Source organism: Variovorax jilinensis (genome assembly GCF_030316885.1).
Taxonomy (GTDB): domain Bacteria; phylum Pseudomonadota; class Gammaproteobacteria; order Burkholderiales; family Burkholderiaceae_C; genus Variovorax; species Variovorax jilinensis.
In genome coordinates this window covers 242,120-261,403 of the sequence record NZ_JASZYQ010000001.1, presented here as the reverse complement: position 1 = coordinate 261,403, position 19,284 = coordinate 242,120, and the positions used below count along the sequence as shown (strand labels likewise).

18 protein-coding genes are annotated in these 19,284 nt (G+C 69.9%); 13 read left to right on the top strand and 5 right to left on the bottom strand.

Annotated elements, in window-relative coordinates; genetic code table 11:
* Window positions 1–16: 16 nt before the first annotated feature.
* Window positions 17–484 carry a peptidoglycan-binding protein LysM gene (lysM, locus tag QTH87_RS01325; RefSeq protein WP_286606239.1) on the top strand — a complete coding sequence of 156 codons (468 nt, stop codon included), beginning with the start codon at window positions 17–19 and terminating at the stop codon, window positions 482–484.
* Between the two features lie 31 nt (window positions 485–515).
* Here the strand turns inward: lysM and QTH87_RS01320 are convergent, their stop codons facing one another.
* Window positions 516–965, bottom strand: a complete 450-nt coding sequence (locus QTH87_RS01320; protein WP_286606237.1) for a rhodanese-like domain-containing protein — start codon at window positions 963–965, stop codon at window positions 516–518.
* 89 nt (window positions 966–1,054) lie between these two features.
* Between QTH87_RS01320 and QTH87_RS01315 the strand changes: the two genes are divergently transcribed.
* The 5 genes from QTH87_RS01315 (at window position 1,055) to QTH87_RS01295 (ending at window position 8,105) form a co-directional block, all read left to right on the top strand.
* The gene (locus QTH87_RS01315) at window positions 1,055–1,489 is read left to right on the top strand and encodes a ribbon-helix-helix domain-containing protein (protein ID WP_286606235.1); all 435 of its coding nucleotides are present in this window, start codon (window positions 1,055–1,057) and stop codon (window positions 1,487–1,489) included.
* Between the two features lie 34 nt (window positions 1,490–1,523).
* Window positions 1,524–2,735, top strand: coding sequence for an extracellular catalytic domain type 1 short-chain-length polyhydroxyalkanoate depolymerase (locus QTH87_RS01310; RefSeq protein WP_286606233.1), 1,212 nt, complete (start codon window positions 1,524–1,526; stop codon window positions 2,733–2,735).
* A 145-nt stretch (window positions 2,736–2,880) separates the two neighbouring features.
* On the top strand, window positions 2,881–5,130 hold the full coding sequence (locus QTH87_RS01305; RefSeq protein WP_286606232.1) for a DUF6600 domain-containing protein: 2,250 nt from the start codon (window positions 2,881–2,883) through the stop codon (window positions 5,128–5,130).
* Window positions 5,131–5,203: 73 nt separating this feature from the next.
* On the top strand, window positions 5,204–6,559 hold the full coding sequence (gene gorA / locus QTH87_RS01300) for a glutathione-disulfide reductase (protein WP_286606230.1): 1,356 nt from the start codon (window positions 5,204–5,206) through the stop codon (window positions 6,557–6,559).
* A 28-nt stretch (window positions 6,560–6,587) separates the two neighbouring features.
* Complete coding sequence (locus tag QTH87_RS01295) at window positions 6,588–8,105, top strand: AMP nucleosidase (protein ID WP_286606227.1); 1,518 nt, start codon at window positions 6,588–6,590, stop codon at window positions 8,103–8,105.
* A 15-nt stretch (window positions 8,106–8,120) separates the two neighbouring features.
* Here QTH87_RS01295 and QTH87_RS01290 read toward each other — a convergent pair whose 3' ends face one another.
* Window positions 8,121–8,813: an ArsR/SmtB family transcription factor gene (locus tag QTH87_RS01290; protein WP_286606225.1), complete on the bottom strand. Its 693-nt coding sequence runs from the start codon at window positions 8,811–8,813 to the stop codon at window positions 8,121–8,123.
* A gap of 50 nt (window positions 8,814–8,863) precedes the next feature.
* Here QTH87_RS01290 and QTH87_RS01285 point away from each other — a divergent pair, with 50 nt between their 5' ends.
* Window positions 8,864–10,039 carry a cytochrome P450 gene (locus tag QTH87_RS01285; RefSeq protein WP_286606224.1) on the top strand — a complete coding sequence of 392 codons (1,176 nt, stop codon included), beginning with the start codon at window positions 8,864–8,866 and terminating at the stop codon, window positions 10,037–10,039.
* Window positions 10,040–10,049: 10 nt separating this feature from the next.
* Here the strand turns inward: QTH87_RS01285 and QTH87_RS01280 are convergent, their stop codons facing one another.
* Both QTH87_RS01280 and QTH87_RS01275 read right to left on the bottom strand, forming a co-directional pair.
* Window positions 10,050–10,982 carry a pyridoxamine 5'-phosphate oxidase family protein gene (locus tag QTH87_RS01280; RefSeq protein ID WP_286607994.1) on the bottom strand — a complete coding sequence of 311 codons (933 nt, stop codon included), beginning with the start codon at window positions 10,980–10,982 and terminating at the stop codon, window positions 10,050–10,052.
* A 29-nt stretch (window positions 10,983–11,011) separates the two neighbouring features.
* Window positions 11,012–11,683, bottom strand: coding sequence for a glutathione S-transferase family protein (locus tag QTH87_RS01275; RefSeq protein ID WP_286606223.1), 672 nt, complete (start codon window positions 11,681–11,683; stop codon window positions 11,012–11,014).
* Between the two features lie 82 nt (window positions 11,684–11,765).
* Here QTH87_RS01275 and QTH87_RS01270 point away from each other — a divergent pair, with 82 nt between their 5' ends.
* The 5 genes from QTH87_RS01270 (at window position 11,766) to QTH87_RS01250 (ending at window position 17,489) form a co-directional block, all read left to right on the top strand.
* Window positions 11,766–12,656: a LysR family transcriptional regulator gene (locus QTH87_RS01270; protein ID WP_286606221.1), complete on the top strand. Its 891-nt coding sequence runs from the start codon at window positions 11,766–11,768 to the stop codon at window positions 12,654–12,656.
* 25 nt (window positions 12,657–12,681) lie between these two features.
* Entirely contained in the window at window positions 12,682–13,653 is a 972-nt protein-coding gene (locus QTH87_RS01265) for an ATP-binding cassette domain-containing protein (protein ID WP_286607992.1), read from the top strand.
* Window positions 13,654–13,656: 3 nt separating this feature from the next.
* Window positions 13,657–14,499: an ABC transporter permease gene (locus QTH87_RS01260; RefSeq protein WP_286606219.1), complete on the top strand. Its 843-nt coding sequence runs from the start codon at window positions 13,657–13,659 to the stop codon at window positions 14,497–14,499.
* A gap of 83 nt (window positions 14,500–14,582) precedes the next feature.
* Window positions 14,583–16,223, top strand: coding sequence for a Vgb family protein (locus QTH87_RS01255; protein ID WP_286606218.1), 1,641 nt, complete (start codon window positions 14,583–14,585; stop codon window positions 16,221–16,223).
* Between the two features lie 105 nt (window positions 16,224–16,328).
* Window positions 16,329–17,489: an acyl-CoA dehydrogenase family protein gene (locus QTH87_RS01250; RefSeq protein WP_286606217.1), complete on the top strand. Its 1,161-nt coding sequence runs from the start codon at window positions 16,329–16,331 to the stop codon at window positions 17,487–17,489.
* 40 nt (window positions 17,490–17,529) lie between these two features.
* Here QTH87_RS01250 and QTH87_RS01245 read toward each other — a convergent pair whose 3' ends face one another.
* A complete protein-coding gene (locus QTH87_RS01245; protein WP_286606216.1) occupies window positions 17,530–18,813 on the bottom strand; it encodes a DEAD/DEAH box helicase in 1,284 nt (427 codons plus the stop codon).
* A gap of 88 nt (window positions 18,814–18,901) precedes the next feature.
* On the opposite strand from QTH87_RS01245, the gene QTH87_RS01240 reads away from it, so the two are divergent.
* Window positions 18,902–19,126 (top strand): DUF3820 family protein, encoded by a 225-nt coding sequence (locus QTH87_RS01240; RefSeq protein WP_286606215.1) that lies wholly within the window; start codon window positions 18,902–18,904, stop codon window positions 19,124–19,126.
* The last annotated feature ends 158 nt before the right edge of the window (window positions 19,127–19,284 follow it).

The window sequence follows — 19,284 nt, the reverse complement described above, 5'->3', positions numbered from 1 at the left end:
CCACAAGGAGAAAAGCATGGGATTGCTCAGTTTCATCAAGGAGGCCGGCGAGAAGCTCTTCGGCGGTTCGGCGGCGCACGCGGCCGAGCCCGCCAGTGCCGACAAGGACCAGACGGCCGGCGCGGCCATCAAGACCTACATCGAGACCCAGAACCTCGGCCTCACCGAACTGGCGGTGGTCTACGCGGGTGCCACCGGCATCGTGACGCTGTCGGGCAAGGCGCCCTCGCAGGAAGCCAGCGAGAAGGCCTCGCTGGCCGCGGGCAACGTGGCCAACGTGACCCAGGTGGACAACAAGCTGGTGGCACCGGCGGCCGACCCGGCGCAGTACCACGACGTGGTGCGCGGCGACACGCTGTCCGCCATTTCCAAGAAGTACTACGGCGACGCCAACAAGTACAACAAGATCTTCGAGGCCAACAAGCCGATGCTGACCCACCCGGACAAGATCTATCCGGGCCAGAAGCTGCGAATCCCTAAGTAGGCGGCGCGCGAGGCGGCCCGCGGAAGCCGCCCTACTTCTGCTGCCACGGAAGGCCGCGCAAGCGCCATCCGCCCTTGCGGCCGCGATGGCCGGCTTCGTCGGCGTCGCCCTCGAAGCCCTCGAGGATGTTGTAGGCCTCCAGCCCCAGTTCGGTCGCGCGCTTCGCCGCGGCGATGGAGCGCACGCCGCTGCGGCACAGCAGCACCACCTTGCGGCCCGCCGGCACCGCTGCGCGCAGGCTGGCATCGAAGTCGGCGTTCGGCAGCATGCCGGGCCACTGCTTCCAGGCCACTGGCGCCGCCCCTGGCACGAAGCCCACCCACTCGCGCTCGGCATCGCTGCGCACATCCACCAGGACTGCATCGCCGGCTGCGACCCATTCGGCGGCCTGCTCGGGCGTCACGTCGCCTGCGTAGCCGGTTGCTGCACGGACACCGGAGCGATCAGGTGCTGAAGAGGAATTCGGGTCTGCGATCGTCATGACTCGATTCTTGACCATTTGTCGACCATTCGTCGGATCGATGAAAAACATCCGTATGCCATCCATATGGATGGTGATAGGATGGCGACATGCCCGAAACGCCCTTCGCCCCCGTCCCCTCTGCTGCTCGCGCCCGGCCGCCGGAGGCCGAGAAGATCACGATCAACCTCGGCTACGTCGACCTCGGCCACATCGACCTGCTGGTCGCCGAGGGCTTCTACTCGAACCGCACCGACTTCATCCGCACCGCCATCCGCAACCAGCTCGCGGTGCACGCCGACGCGCTGCGCCAGGTCGTGTCGCGAAAGATGCTGGTGCTCGGCCTGCAGCAGTTCGGCGTCGCGGAGCTCGAAGCCGTGCGCCGCGCCGGCGAGCGGCTCGAGATCCGCGTGCTGGGCCTCGCGACCATCGCGGCCGACGTCACGCCCGAGCTGGCGCGCGAAACCATTGCCTCCGTCACGGTGCTCGGTGCGTTGCATGCCAGCGCGGCGGTCAAGGCCGCGCTCGCCGACCGGGTGCGTTGATCCCTCTTTCTTTTCCATCTCCAAAGGCATTCCCATGAACCCACTGTTCGAGCGCCTCATGCGCAAGGCCACCGAGCTCACGCAGAGCGGCAACCTGCAGGAAGCCACGCGGGCGATTCAGCGTGCGCTCGGAGGCGACGCGGCACCCTTTCCGCCGGCGGCGACGCCTGCCGGGGCTCCGACGGCATCTGCCCGGGCGAGCCACGCCAGCGACGAGACCCTGGTGGTCGACGTCGAGGCCCGCGTGGTCGACCTGCCGGCCACGGCCTCGGGCACCGCCGCGGAAACGGCGCCCATCCATCCGCTGGACGACCTTCACGACCTGCCCGAGTCGCGGCTCGCGCCCGAGACGGTCGAGCCGCCGGCGCCCGGCACCGGCACCGGCACCGAGCAATGGACCGAGGGCCTGTTCGTTCACGCCCACCGACCGCTCGGCTACAAGCTCTTCGTGCCCGAGAAGGGCGCGGGCAGCCCGCGTCCCCTGGTGCTGATGCTGCACGGCTGCACCCAGGATCCGGAGGACTTCGCGGCCGGCACGCAGATGAACCAGCTTGCGCGGGAGCACGGCTTCCTGGTGCTCTATCCGGCACAGACCCAGCATGCGAACTCGTCCAGGTGCTGGAACTGGTTCAAGCCGCAGCACCAGCAGCGCGGGCGCGGTGAACCCGAGCTGCTGGCTGCATTGACCCGTTCGGTGATGGCCGCGCAGGCGGTCGACCCGGAGCGCGTCTACGTCGCGGGCCTTTCGGCCGGCGGCGCCATGGCGGACATCCTGGCGCATGCCTATCCGGACCTGTTCGCCGCCGCCGGCGTGCATTCAGGCCTGCCCACCGGCGCGGCCGCCGACCTGATGTCCGCGCTCGGCGCCATGAAGAACGGCCCGGCCGCGAGCGGCACCCGCCGGCCGACCGTGCCCACCATCGTCTTCCACGGCGACGCTGATGCCACGGTCCACGTGCGCAACGGCGAAGCGGTGACGGCCGCGGCTATCGCCGAGCAGCAGGGCGTGGGGCGCACCGCCGATACGACGCAGGGCCGCTCGGCCGGCGGCCGTGCCTTCACGCGTCGGGTGCATGCCGACGCCCAGGGCCGGCCCGCGGTCGAGCACTGGCTGCTGCACGGCGCCGGCCATGCCTGGGCCGGCGGCAGCGCGCGCGGAAGCTACACCGATCCTTCGGGACCCGACGCCAGCGCCGAGATGCTGCGCTTCTTTCTCTCGCATCGAAGGTCCGGCGCCGCGGCCTGAAGCAGCGCTCGCGGACTGCAGCCGGGCGCAGGTCCGGCTTACACGCAGTTGCGGGTTCGTCACCGATGGTTTCCTTGCTTTGCACGGCGGAAGCCGTCCGCGAGCGGCCTTCGCGCGTTGAAGGCACAGGAGACGAAAGAACTCGATGAACCCTCGCCCCATCTTCATCCACGGCCGCGCCGTCGCCTGGCTGCTCGGCCTGCTCCTCCTTTGCGCCATCGCTCCGGCAATGGCACAGCAGCAGCAGCCTCAGGACCCGCCCGGCCGCGTCGGCCGGCTCAACGACCAGCAAGGCAGCGTGAGCTTCTCGCCCGCGGGCGAGAACGACTGGTTCGAGCCCTCTGCCAATCGCCCGCTCACGACCGGCGACCGGCTCTGGACTGACCGCGACGCGCGTGCGGAGCTGCAGGTCGGCGCCACCGCGCTGCGGCTCGACGAGCAGACCGGCGTCTCGATTTCCGAACTCGACGACGACACGGCCCGCATCACGGTGTCGCAGGGCCGGCTGCAGCTGCGCGTGCGCGAGGACCTCGCCGGCCGCCGGCTCGAGGTCGACACCTCGAACCTCGCCATGGTGATCGATGCGCCGGGTGACTACCGCATCGAGGTCGATCCGGTCGACGGCATCACGCGGGTGGCAGTGGCCTCGGGTCGCGCCACATTGTTCGGCGACGGCGGCGAATCGGTCGCGCTCGGCGCCCAGCAGCAGCTCGCGACCTCCGGCCGCAACCTCACGGCCGTCAGCGGCGCGGCGGTGCGGACCGGCACCGGCTTCGATCGCTGGGTGGCCGAGCGCGACCGGCTCGAGGAGCAATCGGTGTCGGCGCGCTACGTCTCGCGCGAGGTGGTGGGCTACCAGCAGCTCGACGCCCATGGCGACTGGCAGACCGACCCGGGCTACGGCAACGTCTGGTATCCGCGCAACGTCGATCCCGAATGGGCGCCCTACCGCGACGGCCAGTGGGTCGACGTCGCGCCCTGGGGCTGGACCTGGGTCGATGCCGCTCCCTGGGGCTTCGCCCCCGCCCACTACGGACGCTGGGCCCGCATCGGCCCGCGCTGGGGCTGGGTGCCGGGGCAGCACCGCGCGCGTCCCGTGTATTCGCCCGCGCTGGTGGGCTTCGTCGGCGGCCCCGCGGGTGGCGGAGCAAACCTTGCACTCGGCAGCGGCCGACCCGGCGTGGGTTGGTTCCCGCTCGCCCCCGGCGAGGCCTGGCGGCCCGGCTACCGCGCCAGCCAGCGCTACGTCGACGAGGCCAATCGCGCCGCATTCCAGCGGCAGGTCGCGGCGGCGCACCAGGGCGGCTACGCGAACCGGCAATTGCCCGGCGCGGTCACCGTGGTGCCGACCGACGTCTTCGGCCGCGGCCCGATCGGTCGGCGCGACGTGGTGCGGCTGCCAGCCGACCGCTTCGCGGGCGTGCCCGTCGGCATGGGGGCGCCAATCCCTCTGCGCGAGGACCGGGCCGGATTCGGCCGCCGCGCCACGCCGCCGCCGCAGGCCGCGATGCAGATGCGGCAATTCGAGCAGGTTCAGCAGGCGCAGCAAGCCCAGCAACTTCAGCAGGCGCGACAGGTGCAGCAGGCACAGCAGCAGTTGCTGCAGCAGCAGCGCGGGGTGCAGGCGCAGGCCGCGCAAGCACAGCAGATGCAGCAAGCTCAGCAGGCCTTGCAGGCTCAACAGGTGCAGCAGGCCCAGCAGATGCAGGTGCAGCAGGCACAGCGGATCCAGCAAGCCCAACAGGCGCAGCAGGCTCAACAGGTGCAGCAGGCCCAGCAGATGCAGCGCCAGCAGCAGGAGGTTCAGCAGCGCGCAGCACAGGCACAGCAGATGCAGGCCCAGCAGCAGATGCAACAGGCTCAGCAACAGCAGCAGGCGCAACGCCAGCAGATCGAGGCCCAGCAGCGCGCGGCGCAAGCTCAGCAGCAGGCACAGGCGCAGCAGATGCAGCAGGCGCAGGCCCAGCAGATGCAGCAGGTCCAGCGCCAGCAGCAGGAGGCGCAGCAGCGCGCAGCACAGGCACAGCAGCAACAGGCCCAGCAACTGCAGGCTCAGCAGATGCAACGCCAGCAGGAGATGCAGCAACGCGCGGCCCAGGTCCAGGCGCAGCAGGCCCAGGCCCAGGCCCAGCAGCAGTTGCAGCAGCAGCGTGCCCAGCAGATGCAACAGCTGCAGGCGCAGCAGGCGCAGCAGGCCCAGCAGGCGCAACAGGCCCAGCAACACATGCAGCAGGCGCAACAGGCCCAGCAGGCCAATGCCATGCGCCAGGCGCAGGAGATGCAGCAGCGCGCGGCCCAGATGCAGCAACAGCAGCAGCAGCAGCAACAACAGCAGTTCCGCGCGATGCAGCAGCGCGCAGCCCAGGCCCAGCAGCAGCAGCCCGATCGCCCCTGAGCGCCGCGCGCATCGCGCATGGCGGCGGGCAGGCATCCCTCGCGCCGGCTACAGTCGGCGCGAAGGAGTTCCCATGCCCACCTACGACTTCGATCTCTTCGTCATCGGCGGCGGCAGCGGCGGCGTGCGTGCCGCTCGCATGGCAGCCCAGCGCGGTGCCCGGGTCGCGATCGCGGAATGCGCCGAGCTCGGCGGCACCTGCGTCAACGTCGGCTGCATTCCCAAGAAGCTCTACAGCTATGCGGCAGGCTACGCGGAGGCCTTCGAGGAAGCGGCCGGCTATGGCTGGGATGTCGCCAAGCCGCACTTCGACTGGGCGCGCCTCAAGGCCAACCGCGCGCGCGAGATCCACCGCCTCAACGAGGTCTACGAGAGCCTGCTCGATGGCGCGGGCGCGACCCTGATCGCGGGTTGGGCCCAGCTCGTCGATGCCCACACGGTGATGGTCGGCGAACGCCGCTTCACCGCGCAACACATCCTGCTCGCCACCGGCGGCATGCCCTTCGTCCCCGAACTGCCGGGCAAGGAACACGTGGTCGTGTCGGACCAGATGTTCGACCTCGACCCCTTCCCCAAGCGCCTGCTGGTGGTCGGCGGCGGGTACATCGCCTGCGAATTCGCATCGATCTTCAAGGGCCTCGGATGCGAGGTCACGCTGCTGCAGCGCAAGGCCCACCTGTTGTCCGAGTTCGACGAGGACGTTCGCGATTTCCTGGCCCAGGAGATGCGCCGCGCCGGCATCGACATCCGCTTCAATTCCGAGATCGCGTCGATCCGCGAGATCGAACACGGCCTGTGCGCGGTGCTCGCACGCGGCCAGCGCGTGGAGGCCGACGTGATCCTGTTCGCGACGGGGCGCGTTCCCAACACCCAGGGCATGGGGCTCGAGCAGGTCGGCGTCGCGCTCGACGACCGCGGCCGCGTGAAGATCGACGCCGACTACCGCAGCTCGGTGCCGTCGATCCTCGCGGTCGGCGATGTCGCCACGCGCCAGCCGCTCACGCCGGTGGCGCTGGCCGAGGCGATGGTGGTTGTCGACCTGCTCTTCGGCAAGGGCAAGCGGCGCATGGACTACGCGTTCACGCCCACGGCGGTGTTCACGCATCCCAACGTCGGCACCTGCGGCTACACCGAAGCCGGCGCGCGCATGAAGTTCGGCGAGGTGACGCTGTTCTCGAGCGAGTTCCGTGCACTGCGCCACACGCTCTCGGGCCGACCCGAGCGCACCTTCATGAAGCTGATCGTCGACAAGGCCAGCGACCGCGTGGTGGGCCTCCACATGGTCGGCCCCGAGGCCGGCGAGATCGTTCAGGGCTTCGCGGTCGCGATGCGTGCGGGCGCGACCAAGGCGATGTTCGACGCCACCATCGGCATCCATCCCACGGTGGCGGAGGAATTCGTCACGATGCGCGAACCGATGCCGGGTTAGACGGGAGGGCTGTGGGCCACAATTGCTCATGCCCTACATGCCAGCCTTCATCGCGCCCGCGCGTTTCACCGACGCCGACGCCGCCCTCGAACAGGTCCGCAACATCTACGACGGTGGCCTCCAGCACCTGCGCGAGGCCATGCAGCGCTTCGTGGCCGGCGAAAGCCTTCCGGGCCGCGTGCGCGCCTGCTATCCCTTCGTGCGGGTCCACACCCACACCGTCTCGCGCCGCACGCCGGCCGCCAATGCGGGCCTGAGCTACGGCTTCGTCTCCGGTCCGGGCCGCTACGAGACCACGCTGACCCGCCCCGACCTCTTTTCGCGCTACTACCGCGACCAGTTCCGGCTGCTGCTCGAGAACCACCAGGTCGAGCTCGAGATCGGCACCAGCACGCAGCCGATCCCCATCCATTTCTCGTTCGCCGAGAACGACCACATCGAAGGCACGATGAGCGCCGAAAGGCGCGCGCTGATGCGCGACGTCTTCGACCTGCCCGACCTCGGCGCCATGGACGACGGCATCGCCAACGGCACCTACGAGCCCAAGGCCGGCGAGGCGCAGCCGCTGTCGCTGTTCACCGCGGCGCGGGTCGACTATTCGCTGCACCGGCTGCGCCACTACAGCGGCACTGCGCCCGAGTGGTTCCAGAACTTCGTGCTGTTCACCAACTACCAGTTCTACATCGACGAGTTCGTGCGCCTGGGCCGCGAGGCCATGGCCGACGAGAACAGCGAATACAACGCCTTCATCGAGCCCGGCAACGTGGTCACGCGCCGGCGCGGACTGGCCGCGGGATCGAGCACGATGTACGGCAGCCTGCTCGACGGCTCGCAGGGCACCCCGCCGCCGCGGCTGCCGCAGATGCCGGGCTATCACCTGGTGCGCGAGGACTGCACCGGCATCAGCATGGTCAACATCGGCGTCGGCCCGGCCAATGCCAAGACCATCACCGACCACGTGGCGGTGCTGCGCCCGCATGCCTGGGTCATGCTCGGCCACTGCGCCGGCCTGCGGCAGGGCCAGCAGCTCGGCGACTACGTGCTCGCCCATGCCTACGTGCGAGAAGACCACGTGCTCGACGAGGAGCTGCCGCTGTGGGTGCCGATCCCGGCGTTGTCCGAAATCCAGCTCGCGCTCGAGAAGGCCGTGGCCGAGGTCACGAACACGCAGGGCACCGAGCTCAAGAAGATCATGCGCACCGGCACCGTGGCCAGCACCGACAACCGCAACTGGGAGCTGCTGCCCGGAAACCAGCCGCAACGCCGCTTCAGCCAGAGCCGCGCGGTCGCGCTCGACATGGAAAGCGCCACCATCGCGGCCAACGGCTTCCGCTTCCGTGTGCCCTACGGCACGCTGCTGTGCGTGAGCGACAAGCCGCTGCACGGCGAGATCAAGCTGCCCGGCATGGCCAACCAGTTCTACCGCGAGCGGGTCGAGCAGCACCTGCGCATCGGCATGGCGGCGATCGACATCCTGCGCCAGGAAGGCTCGAGCCGCCTGCACAGCCGCAAGCTGCGCAGCTTCGCCGAAGTGGCGTTCCAGTAGCCGCGCGTCTGGCAATCAGCCCAGGCCGAAAAGCTCCGGGATCTCGCGTTCGGCCCTGGGGGTGACGGCGAGTTCACGGCTGTCGAGCACCTGCCGCACCCAGCCCCGGCGCAGCGCGAGCTGCAGGCAGGCCGCGCCGAGCGCCCCACCCAGGTGTGGCCGGCGCTCGCTCCAGTCGAGGCAGGCGCAGGCGAAGCGCCGACGCGCGCCGCGCGCCTGCGCAATGTCGACGCCGAGGCTTTCGAGCGCGAGCTCGCCTTCCGCGCTGAGCAGGTAGTCGTTGCCGTCGGACCCCGCGCGCAGCCAGCCCTGCGCATGGAGGCTGTCGTGCATCGCCACGCCCGCGGCGCCTGCCATGTGGTCGTAGCAGGTGCGGGCGGCACGCAGGCGGTTCGGCGTGCTCGGCCGGAACTCGCCACGCGGCGCGCCAGCGACCACCAGCAGGCCTTCGAGCGCCGCGGCCACCTCGGGGCCCGCGAGCCGGAAGTAGCGATGCTTGCCCTGGGCCATGGCGTCGACCAGCCGCTGTTCCCTGAGCCGTGACAGGTGCGCGCTCGCGGTCGAGGCCGCGACCTCGGCAACGGCCGCCAGCTCGGTCGCGGTGCGGGCGTGGCCGTCCATCAGGCAGCACAGCATGCGCGCGCGGGCAGGCTCGGCGATTGCGCCGGCCAGGCGCGCAAGGCAGTTCTCGGCCGACAGGCTTTCCATATTTCGATGGTAGACGAAGCGTGTCGGAGCGAAAAGTCCACACTGCGCGCATGAACGCCATCGCCCATCCGCTCGACGCGATCCAAGCGTCCGATGCGATCGCCGCCGTCACCTCGGCCGATCCCTACCCCTTCTATGCACGCCTGCGCGCCGGGCCGCCGCTGGTCTTCGACCCCGCAAGCAAGCTCTGGATCGCGAGCCGCGCCGACGTGCTGCGCGAGATCTTCGCCAACCCCGCGCTGCGGGTGCGTCCTCCGGCCGAGCCGGTGCCGCGCACCTTCGCCGGCACGCCCGCGGGCGAACTGTTCGGCCAGCTCGTTCGCATGAACGACGGCGCGCGCCATGCCGCGCATCGGCCGGTGCTGCAGCGCCTGATCGGCGGCATCGATCTCGCGGCCGCACGCGATGCCGTGCACCGCATCGCGCGCGAAGGCCCCATCGCCGAAGCGCCGCTCGACGAGCGACTGTTCGCGCTCCCGGTCGCGAGCGTGGCGCTGTGGCTCGGCTTCGACCTGCGCGAGCTGCCGCAGGTCGTGCACTGGGTGCGCGACTTCGTCGCCTGCCTGTCGCCGCTGTCGAATCCCGCGCAGCTCGTGCAGGCCGCGGAAGCCGCTGAAGCGCTGCTGCGCCGCTTCGAGGCCCTGGCCGCCGCAAGGCCGGCGGCACCGGGCAGCGTGCTCGCGCGGCTGCAGGCCGAATCGTCCGAACCGCCCTCGCGCGCGCTGCAGGCCAACCTGGTCGGCCTGCTGTCGCAGACCTGCGAAGCCACGGCCGGGCTCGTCGGCAACAGCGTGCTGGCGCTGGCACGCAACCCGGACCTGCGAACCGCCTTGGACGCGCGGCGCGATCTCCTGGCGAGTCTGGTCGGCGAGGTCGCACGCTTCGATCCGGCGGTCCACAACACGCGCCGCTTCGTCGCCACTCCGACCCGCGTGGCGGGCGTCGAGCTCGCGACGGGGGACGCGCTGCTGCTGGTGCTGGCTGCCGCCAACCGCGATCCCTCGTTGAACCCTGCGCCCGATCGCTTCGAGCTGCAACGCAGCGAGCGCCGCTCCCTGGGCTTCGGCCACGGCGCCCATGCCTGTCCTGGCGAGGCCCTGGCCTGCGCGCTCGCGACTGCCGGCGTCGAGACCCTGCTCGAACAGGGCCTGGACCTCGACGTCCTCGCGCAGGGCAGCTGGCGCTACCGGCCCTCGGTCAACGTGCGCATTCCCGTCTTCGAGTGAGGCAAGCTCGTCAGGCAGCGCTCCAGCGCCCGGTGGCCGCCAGGTACGGCGAGGGCTGCGCCGCGCCCCACCGAAGCGGCAGGGCTTGCGGCCGGTACAGCGACGAGAGCACCCGCATGCGAAGCAGTCGTTGCGCGCCCTGGAAGGATTCGAGCTCGGGACCGTCCCACAGCACCTCGGCCTCGACGGCCAGCTGCAGCAGGTGGCCGCGCTCGAAGTCGACGAACAGCAGGCCCGCACGCGGCTCGACTGCGATGTTGCCCAGCGTGTTGAAGAAGAGATTGCCCGCGAAGTCCGGCGCCGTCAGCGTGCCATCGGCCTCGACACGCACGAAGCCCGGCCGCCCGCCACGGTGCGAGACGTCGACCCCCTGCGACGCCGGATGGGCGCTTGCGATGAAGAAGGTGTCGGCGGCTTCCACCATCCGGCGCGCCTCACCCTCCAGGCGCGACGACCGATGTGCCGGCAGGTCCTGGGCCGGCGCATCGACGAAGACCGGCTCGCGCGCCTGGATGTACTTCGGGCAGTTGCCGAAGCTCTGCCGCACCGCGACCGCGAAGCCCCGCGCATCGACCTCGTCGACCACGCCGTTCATGCGGTTGCGGCGGCGCGTGTGCGGCTCGATGCCGAGCAGGCCGATCGCGGCGCCCGGCAACAGCGCAGCCGCCATCGGGTCCTGCGATCGTGGCAGCGCATCGATGCGCAGATGGTGCTCGTCGGGCGAGTGCGCGAAACCCGCGGGGCCCGCAAGCACACCGGCCCAGGGTTGCCCGTGCGTATCGACGACTCCCGTGACGAGGAAAGGCAGCTGGGCAAAGAAGTCGCGGTGCTGCTGCGGCATGTGGTCGCGGATCACGCGCGGGCCGATCTCGGCCATGCGTTCGCGCACCCCCGCCAGGCCCTGCATCGCACGCTCGCCCGCATGCCAGGGCCCGCCATCGATGCCGGCCTGCAGGACGAAGGCCGGGGCATTCACGTCACGGCTCCGACGCGCGCCGGTGCCATCGGCACGAAGCCCGGCAGCGCCTCGATGCGCGCCAGCCACGCGCGTACCGCCGGATAGGCCGCGAGCGAAACGCCGCCTTCGGGCGCGTGGGCCACATAGGTGTAGTTGGCGATGTCGGCCAGCGTGACCGCGGCTCCGGCCAGGTAGGCCTGCATCGTCAACTGCAGCTCCATCACGCCCAGCAGCTTGTGCGAGCGTGCGATCGTCTCGGCCGGGTCCTGGTCCAGCCCGAACAGCGCGATCACGCGGGCCGCCGCGGGGCCCGAGGCCAGCGGCCCTGCCGCCACCGAGAACCAGCGCTGCACCTGCGCCGCGCCGACCGCATCGCGCGGCATCCAGCGCGCCGGCTCGGCCGCATAGCGCTCGGCGAGGTAGACCAGGATGGCGTTCGAATCGGCGACGGTGCAGTCGCCGTCCTCGATCACGGGAATCTGGCCGAAGGCGTTGCGGCGCAGGAACCCGGCCTGCCGGTGCTCGCCCGCGCGCAGATCGACGTCGATGGTCTCGAACGGCAGGCCGAGCAGCGAAAGGAACAGGCGCACACGGTGCGAGTGCCCCGAGACGGGGGCGCCATAGAGACGGATCGGTGCGGCGGGAAGCGTGGCGACCATGGATTCCTCCTGGAGTTGCAATGGCATGCACCGATTGTTCTTTGATCTCTGCACTGGAGTAATGGCCTCGACTGCATATGACTGCTTCGATTTACGGTTTAATCAGGCGATGGATCGTCTCAAGGCCATGCAGACCTTCGTGCAGATCGCCGATCGCGGCAGCCTCACGCGGGCGGCCGAGGCGCAGGGCAGCTCGCTGCCTGCCGTGGTGCGGTCGCTGGCGGCGCTCGAGGCCCATCTGGGCGTCCGTCTGTTCCACCGCACGACCCGGCGCATCTCGCTCACCGAGGAAGGCCGCCGCTACCTCGACAGCGCCCGCGAGGTGCTGGCTGCGGCCGACGCCGCCGACCGCGCACTGTCGGTCGACGCGTCGGAACCGGTCGGACATCTCACGGTCACGGCGCCGGTGCTGTTCGGCCACATGTACGTGGCGCCCGCGGTCGTGCGCTTTCTCCAGCGCCACGAACGCGTGCGCTGCAGCGTGCTGCTGCACGACCGCACCGTGAACCTGCTGGAAGAGGGCATCGACGTCGGCATCCGCATCAGCGCGCTCGACGATTCCTCGCTGGTGGCACAGCAGCTCGGCAGCATCCGGCGCGTGGTGGTCGCCAGCCCCGACTGGCTGCGCACGCACGGCAGGCCCGGCCACCCGCGCGAACTGGCCCACCTGAACTGCATCTGCGTGCGTCCCAACACGATCGCACAGTGGGTCTTTCGCGAGGACGGTCGCCGGCTGGTGGTCGGTGTTCGCGGCAACATCGACTTCAATCACATCGCGCCCGCGATCGAGACCTGCGCCGCGGGCGCGGGCGTCGGCATGTTCCTGTCCTACCAGGTGCTGCCGCTGGTGGCCCAGGGCCGGCTCGAGATCCTGCTCGAGGCGTTCGAGGCGCCGCCGCGTCCCGTGAGCGTGATCTATCCGCATGCGCGCATGCTGCCCGCACGCACACGGGCCTTCATCGACTGGATGAAGGCCGAGTTCAGCGGGCTTGCGCTCTGACGTCGGCGCGAGCCATGCGCGGCGCATGGGCCACAATGCCGCGGTGCCGACGCCGCCCTCGCCCTTGACGCCCCTCTCGCCCCTGTTCCGCGCCAGCCACCTGCGCAAGCGCTACGGCACGACCACGGTGGTGGACGATCTGTCCTTCGAGATCGCGCCCGGCGAATGCCTGGGCGTGATCGGCCCCAACGGCGCCGGCAAGACCACCACCATCCGCATGTGCCTCGGCCTCACGACGCCCGACAGCGGCAGCATCGAGGCACTCGACGGCCTCTCGATGCCGCGCGACGCGCGCGCCATCAAGGCCCGGCTCGGGGTCGTGAGCCAGTTCGACACACTCGATCCCGACTTCAGCTGCGCTGAGAACCTGATGGTCTATGCGCGCTACTTCGGCATGCGCCGCAGCGAGATCGCGCCACGCGTGCCGCAGCTGCTCGAGTTCGCGGCGCTTTCGCACAAGGCGGATGCCAAGCCCGGCGAGCTGTCGGGCGGCATGCGCCGACGGCTGTCGCTGGCACGCGCGCTGGTCAACGATCCGCAGCTGCTGATGCTCGACGAGCCCACCACCGGGCTCGACCCGCAGGCGCGCCACCTGATGTGGGAGCGGCTGCAGGTGCTGCTCGCGCAGGGCAAGTCGATCCTGCTCACCACCCATTTCATGGACGAGGCCGAGCGCCTGTGCTCCCGGCTGCTGGTGCTCGACCATGGCCGCAAGATCGCCGAGGGCCGTCCGCGCGACCTGATCGCCGAGCATCTGGAGCCCGACGTGGTCGAGCTCTACGGCAATGGCGCGCTCGAGCTCGCGCGCTCGCCGCTCAAGGATTTCGCGGCCCGGGTCGAGGTCAGCGGCGAGACCGCCTTCTTCTACACGCAGGACGCGCGCGGCCTGATGGCGGCGCTCGGCGACCGCAGCGGCCTGCGCACCTTTCATCGGCCGGCCAATCTGGAGGACCTGTTCCTCAAGCTGACCGGCCGGCAGATCAGGGAGGACGGCTGAACCATGGCGGACACGACTTCCACGCTCGCGACATCCCCGGCGCCGCCCGCGGCGCCCTCCGTCTGGCGCCCGCCCGAGCTCTCGATGCGCTGGTGGCCGGTGTTCCTGCGCAACCTGCTGGTGTGGCGCAAGCTCGCCATCCCGAGCCTGATCGGCAACATCGCCGAGCCCCTGATCTGGCTCGTGGCCTTCGGCTACGGAATGGGCGCACTGGTCGGCCAGGTCCAGGTCGACGGCGTCGCCGTGCCCTACATCCTGTTCCTCGCCAGCGGCTCGATCTGCATGAGCGCGATGAACGCGGCGTCGTTCGAGGCGCTCTATTCGGCCTTCTCGCGCATGCACGTGCAGAAGACCTGGGACGGCATCATGAACGCGCCGGTCGGCCTCGACGACGTCGTGATGGCCGAGATGCTGTGGGCCGGCTTCAAGGCCATCTTCACGACCACCGCGATCCTGTTCGTGATGCTGGCGCTCGGCATCAGCCACAGCCCCAAGCTGATCGTCGCCTGGTTCGTGCTGGTCGGGGTCGGCATCACCTTCTCGTGCATCGCGCTGATCTTCAACGCGCTGGCCAAGGGCTACGACTTCTTCACCTACTACTTCACCCTGTTCATGACGCCGATGATGTTCCTCTCGGGCGTCTTCTTCCCGCTCGAGCAGCTGCCCGCCGTGGTGCGATCGGTGGCGGCCTGGCTGCCGCTGTCGAATGCGGTGGCGCTGGTGCGGCCGCTGTTCATGGACCAGTGGCCGGCCGAATGGTGGCTGCACGCGGCGGTGCTCGCGGTCTACACGGTGGCGGCGTTCTGGGTCGCGCTGGCGCTCACACGAAAGCGGTTCAGGGCCTGAGCGCGGCTTGTCTCCAGGGTGACTGCAAGCCCGCCCTTCGCTGATAGCCTGCCAGCGGCTTTCCGTACAACGAGGAGACAACCATGAACCGCATCCTGTCCAGCGCCCTGCTGGCGTCGACGCTCGCCTTCGCCGCCTGCACCACCGTGGCACCACCCGCCACCCGCCCCGCGGCCTGGGCCGCGCCCGAGGCCCTGGTGGCGCCCTCTTCCTTCGCCGGCGTCCATGGCCTCGCAGTCGACGGCAAGGGCCGGCTGCTGGCCGGCTCGGTGGTCGGCAACACGCTGTGGGAAGTCGACCGCCGCACCGGTGCGGCGCGCGTGCTGGTCAATGCGCCCGAAGGCCAGGCGGACGACATCGCGGTCGGGCCCAAGGGCGAGCTGGCCTGGACCAACTACATCATGGGCATGCTGCGCATGCGCGACGCCGATGGCGCGCCGATGCGGGTGGTCGCCAAGGACCTGCCGGGCCTCAACTCGCTCGACTTCGACCGCCGCAACGGCAAGCTCTACGCCTCGCAGGTCTTCCTCGGCGATGCGCTGTGGGAGATCGACCCGGCCGGCCAGAAGCCGCCGCGCCTCATAAAGAAGGACATGGGCGGCTTCAACGGCTTCGAGGTCGGCCCCGACGGCATGCTCTACGGGCCGCTATGGTTCAAGGGCCAGGTCGTGAAGATCGATCCGGCCAACGGCGCGCTGACCGTGATCGCCGACGGCTTCAAGATCCCCGCTGCAGCCAACCTCGACGGCAAGGGCAACCTGTGGGTGGTCGATGCGCGCAGCGGCGAGCTGGTGCGGGTCGAGCTGGCCACCGGCCGCAAGACGGTCGCCCGGCAGCTCAAGCCCTCGCTCGACAACCTCGCGATCGCGCCCGACGGCACGATCTATGTCTCGAACATGGCCGACAACTCGATCGAGGCCTTCAACCCCGCGACCGGCGAGTTGCGCCTCCTGACCGGCGGCAAGCTCGCGGTGCCCGCGGGCCTGAAGATCGACGGCAACACGCTGTGGGTGGCCGACGTGTTCGGCTTCCGCCAGATCGATGCAGGCAGCGGCGCCGTGACCGACGTCTTCCGCATGCAGCGCGAACCCGAGCTCGAATACCCGTTCGCGGTCGGCCTCTCGGCCACGCATTTCGCGTTGACTTCGTGGTTCACGGGCACGGTGCAGCTGGTCGACCGCAAGACGCTCAAGACCACGGCCGTGATCCACGGGCTGAAGGCACCGGTCGACGCGATTCCCATGGCCGACGGCAGCGTGGTGTTCGCCGAGATCGCGACCGGCAGCGTGACGCGCGCGAGCGGCCCGACGTTCGAGAAGCGCGACGTGCTGGCCAGCGGCCTGGGCGGCCCGGTGCAGATGATCCTCGGCAAGGACGGCGCGCTCTACGTCACCGAGGCCGCGGGCAAGCTCACGCGCATCCCGCTCGATGCGAGCGCACCGCTGCGCCCGGTGGCCGAGGGCCTCGCGATGCCGGAAGGCGTTTCGCAGACGCCCTGGGGCACCTTCATCGTGGCCGAGACCGCGGCGCGCCGGCTGGTCGAGATCGACCCCGCGGGCAACACGCGCCGCGTCGTGGCCGAGAACCTGCCCATCGGCCTCGAGCCCGGTCCCGGCATGCCGCCGCCCTACGTGCCGACCGGGGTCGCGGTCGGCGCCGATGGCACGGTGTACTTCACGGCCGACCGCAACAATGCGCTCTATCGCATCAGACCGCAGCGCTGAAGCGCGCCAGCCACCAGCCACCAGCCACCAGCCACTTGCCGCAAGCGCATCGACCGGCCCACGCCTAGAGTGCGCAGCACTGCACCCGACCGGAGACATCCAGGCATGAACTACACGCACGAGCACCTCGAGATCCAGAAGACGATGCGCCGTTTCATCGACGAGGAGATCAATCCGCATGTCGACGAATGGGAAGCGGCCGAGAGCTTTCCGGCCCACCAGGTGTTCGCGCGGCTCGGCGCGCTCGGGCTGCTGGGGCTCAACAAGCCCGAGGAATACGGCGGCGCCGGCCTCGACTACTCCTATGCGATGGCGTTGGCCGAGGCGCTCGGCCATGTCAGCTGCGGCGGCGTGCCGATGGCGATCGGCGTGCAGACCGACATGTGCACGCCCGCGCTGGCGCGCTTCGGCAGCGACGAGCTACGGCGCGAGTTCCTCGCGCCCGCCATCGCCGGCCAGACGGTCGGCTGCATCGGCGTCAGCGAGCCGGGCGCCGGCAGCGACGTCGCAGGCCTCAAGAGCCACGCGCGCAAGGACGGCGGCGACTACCTCATCAGCGGCCAGAAGATGTGGATCACCAACAGCCTGCAGGCCGACTGGATGTGCATGCTCGTGAACACCAGCGACGGCGCGGTGCACCGCAACAAGTCGCTGGTGATGGTGCCGATGGACAGCCCGGGCATCGAGAAGGCACAGAAGATCCGCAAGATCGGCATGCATTCGAGCGACACCGGCCTGATCTACTTCGACGAGGTGCGCGTGCCGCAGCGCTACCGCATCGGCGAGGAAGGCCAGGGCTTCGTCTACCAGATGCAGCAGTTTCAGGAAGAGCGCCTGTGGTGCGCCGCGAGCTCGCTGGTGCCGCTCGATGAATGCATCGCCGAGACCATCGAATGGGCGCAGCAGCGAAAGCTGTTCGGCGGCACGCTGGCCGACCAGCAGTGGGTGCAGTTCAAGCTGGCAGAGCTCAAGACCGAGGTCGAGGCCCTGCGCGCCCTCACCTACCGCGCCTGCGACCTGCACGTGCAGGGCCGGGACGTGACCGAACTGGCCTCGATGGCCAAGCTCAAGACCGGCCGGCTCACGCGCGAGGTGGCCGACACCTGCCTGCAGTTCTGGGGCGGCATGGGCTTCACCTGGGAGAACCGGGTCTCGCGCCTGTACCGAGACGGCCGGCTGGCCTCGATCGGGGGCGGCGCCGACGAGGTCATGCTCGGCATCCTCGCGAAGACCATGGGCATCGCCAAGCGGCCGCCGCGGGATTGACGAGGCGCGCGGCATGTGCCGCTCGCGACCGCCCGCAGGCTCAGCGCTTGCCTGCCGGGTTGGCGCCCTCGGCCTGCAGCGCGCGCAGCTTGTCCTTCTTGCTCGGCCGCTTGCCCTTGATGCCGCCGCTGCCCGGCGCGCCCTGTGCTCCTGCGCCGGCAACGCCCTCGCTGCCGGCCGGCGGCTGGGTCGGCTCGAAGCCCGCCACGCGCTCGCGCGGCACGTTCAAGCCCTGGCGCTTCTCGATCAGGCGGAAATGCGCCTCGGTCGCCGCGCTCACGAAGCTCACGGCCACGCCGCTCTGTCCGGCCCGCCCCGTGCGGCCGATGCGATGGACATAGTCGACCGAGGAGCGCGGCAGGTCGTAGTTGACCACCACCGGCAGCTGCACCACGTCGATGCCGCGCGCCGCGAGGTCGGTGGCCACCACCACGTGCACGCGTTGCGCCTTGAAGTCGGCCAGCACCTGGCTGCGCTTGCCTTGGCTAAGCAGGCCGTGGAAGGGTTCGGCCTCGATGCCGGCACGGCGCAGCTTGTCGGCCGCGGTCTCGGCCGCATGCTTGGTGGCAACGAAGACCAGCACGCGGCTCCAGCCGCTGCCCTTGACCAGCTGGCGCAGCAGCTGCGTGCGGCGATCGGGGTCGACCTCGATCGCGCGTTGCTGGATGGCGGGCTCGTGCGCGGGCTCGGAGGCCACCTCGATGCGGAGCGGGTCGTGCAGCAACTGCTCGGCCAGTGCCTGGATCGCGGGCGGGAAGGTGGCAGAGAAGAGCAGGTTCTGCCTCTGCGCGGGCAGCAGCGCGAGGATGCGGCCCAGCTCCTCGGCAAAGCCGAGGTCGAACAGCCGGTCGGCCTCGTCGAGCACAAGGGTCTGCACCGTCGTGAGCCGCAGCGCGCGCTGCCCGACGAGGTCGAGCAGGCGGCCCGGCGTCGCGACCATGATGTCGGCGCCGCCGCGCAGCGCCATCATCTGCGGATTGATCGACACGCCGCCGAAGGCGACCGCGATGCGTACCGGCGTCGGCAGCGACTGGGCCAGACCCCGCAGGGTCTCGCCCACCTGGGCCGCCAGTTCGCGCGTCGGCACCAGCACCAGCGACTGCAGGCGGCGCGGCGAAGCCGGCACCCGATCGGCCAGCCGCTGCAGCAGGGGCAGCGCGAAGGCGGCCGTCTTGCCGGAGCCGGTCTGGGCCGAGCCGAGCAGGTCGCGACCCTTCAGGATCGCGGGGATGGCTTCCCGCTGGATCGCGGTGGGCGTCGCGTAGCCCTTGTCGGCCGCGGCGCGCACCAGGGCAGGATCGAGGCCGAGCTTGAGAAAGGGCATGGGAAGATCGGAAATGGAAGGAGGCGGCTTGCGCGGGACTCGCGAGCATAGCCACCATGGCAACGGATCACACACAGGATGCATCGCGATGAGCCCCGACGACCTCCAGAAACTCGTCACGCGCGAGATGCCTTTCGGCAAGTACAAGGGCCGCCTGGTGGCCGACCTGCCCGGCAACTACCTGACCTGGTTCGCGCGCGAGGGCTTTCCGCCCGGCGAGATCGGCCGCCTGCTCGCGCTCATGCACGAAATCGACCACAACGGTCTCAAAGGGCTGCTGGAGCCGCTGCGCCGCAGCCGTCCGAAGACCTGATCCGCAGCTTTTTTGCCTGGAAAACAAAAAAACACTGGAAATTTAAGCGGAAGTTCACCAAAAAGTTTGATAGTGCACGACAATGCCGGAGCGTCTCAGGCAGTTCTCTGTCTGATGCGTCAACCGGTGATCGGTCAGTTTCGCGCCACAGCGCCACT

What these genes read in the sequence shown, in the direction of transcription:
- lysM (WP_286606239.1), top strand. Translation starts at nt 17, where the DNA reads ATGGGATTGCTCAGTTTCATCAAGGAGGCCGGCGAGAAGCTCTTCGGC.
- QTH87_RS01320 (WP_286606237.1), bottom strand. Translation starts at nt 965, where the DNA reads ATGACGATCGCAGACCCGAATTCCTCTTCAGCACCTGATCGCTCCGGT.
- QTH87_RS01315 (WP_286606235.1), top strand. Translation starts at nt 1,055, where the DNA reads ATGCCCGAAACGCCCTTCGCCCCCGTCCCCTCTGCTGCTCGCGCCCGG.
- QTH87_RS01310 (WP_286606233.1), top strand. Translation starts at nt 1,524, where the DNA reads ATGAACCCACTGTTCGAGCGCCTCATGCGCAAGGCCACCGAGCTCACG.
- QTH87_RS01305 (WP_286606232.1), top strand. Translation starts at nt 2,881, where the DNA reads ATGAACCCTCGCCCCATCTTCATCCACGGCCGCGCCGTCGCCTGGCTG.
- gorA (WP_286606230.1), top strand. Translation starts at nt 5,204, where the DNA reads ATGCCCACCTACGACTTCGATCTCTTCGTCATCGGCGGCGGCAGCGGC.
- QTH87_RS01295 (WP_286606227.1), top strand. Translation starts at nt 6,588, where the DNA reads ATGCCCTACATGCCAGCCTTCATCGCGCCCGCGCGTTTCACCGACGCC.
- QTH87_RS01290 (WP_286606225.1), bottom strand. Translation starts at nt 8,813, where the DNA reads ATGGAAAGCCTGTCGGCCGAGAACTGCCTTGCGCGCCTGGCCGGCGCA.
- QTH87_RS01285 (WP_286606224.1), top strand. Translation starts at nt 8,864, where the DNA reads ATGAACGCCATCGCCCATCCGCTCGACGCGATCCAAGCGTCCGATGCG.
- QTH87_RS01275 (WP_286606223.1), bottom strand. Translation starts at nt 11,683, where the DNA reads ATGCCATTGCAACTCCAGGAGGAATCCATGGTCGCCACGCTTCCCGCC.
- QTH87_RS01270 (WP_286606221.1), top strand. Translation starts at nt 11,766, where the DNA reads ATGGATCGTCTCAAGGCCATGCAGACCTTCGTGCAGATCGCCGATCGC.
- QTH87_RS01265 (WP_286607992.1), top strand. Translation starts at nt 12,682, where the DNA reads ATGGGCCACAATGCCGCGGTGCCGACGCCGCCCTCGCCCTTGACGCCC.
- QTH87_RS01260 (WP_286606219.1), top strand. Translation starts at nt 13,657, where the DNA reads ATGGCGGACACGACTTCCACGCTCGCGACATCCCCGGCGCCGCCCGCG.
- QTH87_RS01255 (WP_286606218.1), top strand. Translation starts at nt 14,583, where the DNA reads ATGAACCGCATCCTGTCCAGCGCCCTGCTGGCGTCGACGCTCGCCTTC.
- QTH87_RS01250 (WP_286606217.1), top strand. Translation starts at nt 16,329, where the DNA reads ATGAACTACACGCACGAGCACCTCGAGATCCAGAAGACGATGCGCCGT.
- QTH87_RS01245 (WP_286606216.1), bottom strand. Translation starts at nt 18,813, where the DNA reads ATGCCCTTTCTCAAGCTCGGCCTCGATCCTGCCCTGGTGCGCGCCGCG.
- QTH87_RS01240 (WP_286606215.1), top strand. Translation starts at nt 18,902, where the DNA reads ATGAGCCCCGACGACCTCCAGAAACTCGTCACGCGCGAGATGCCTTTC.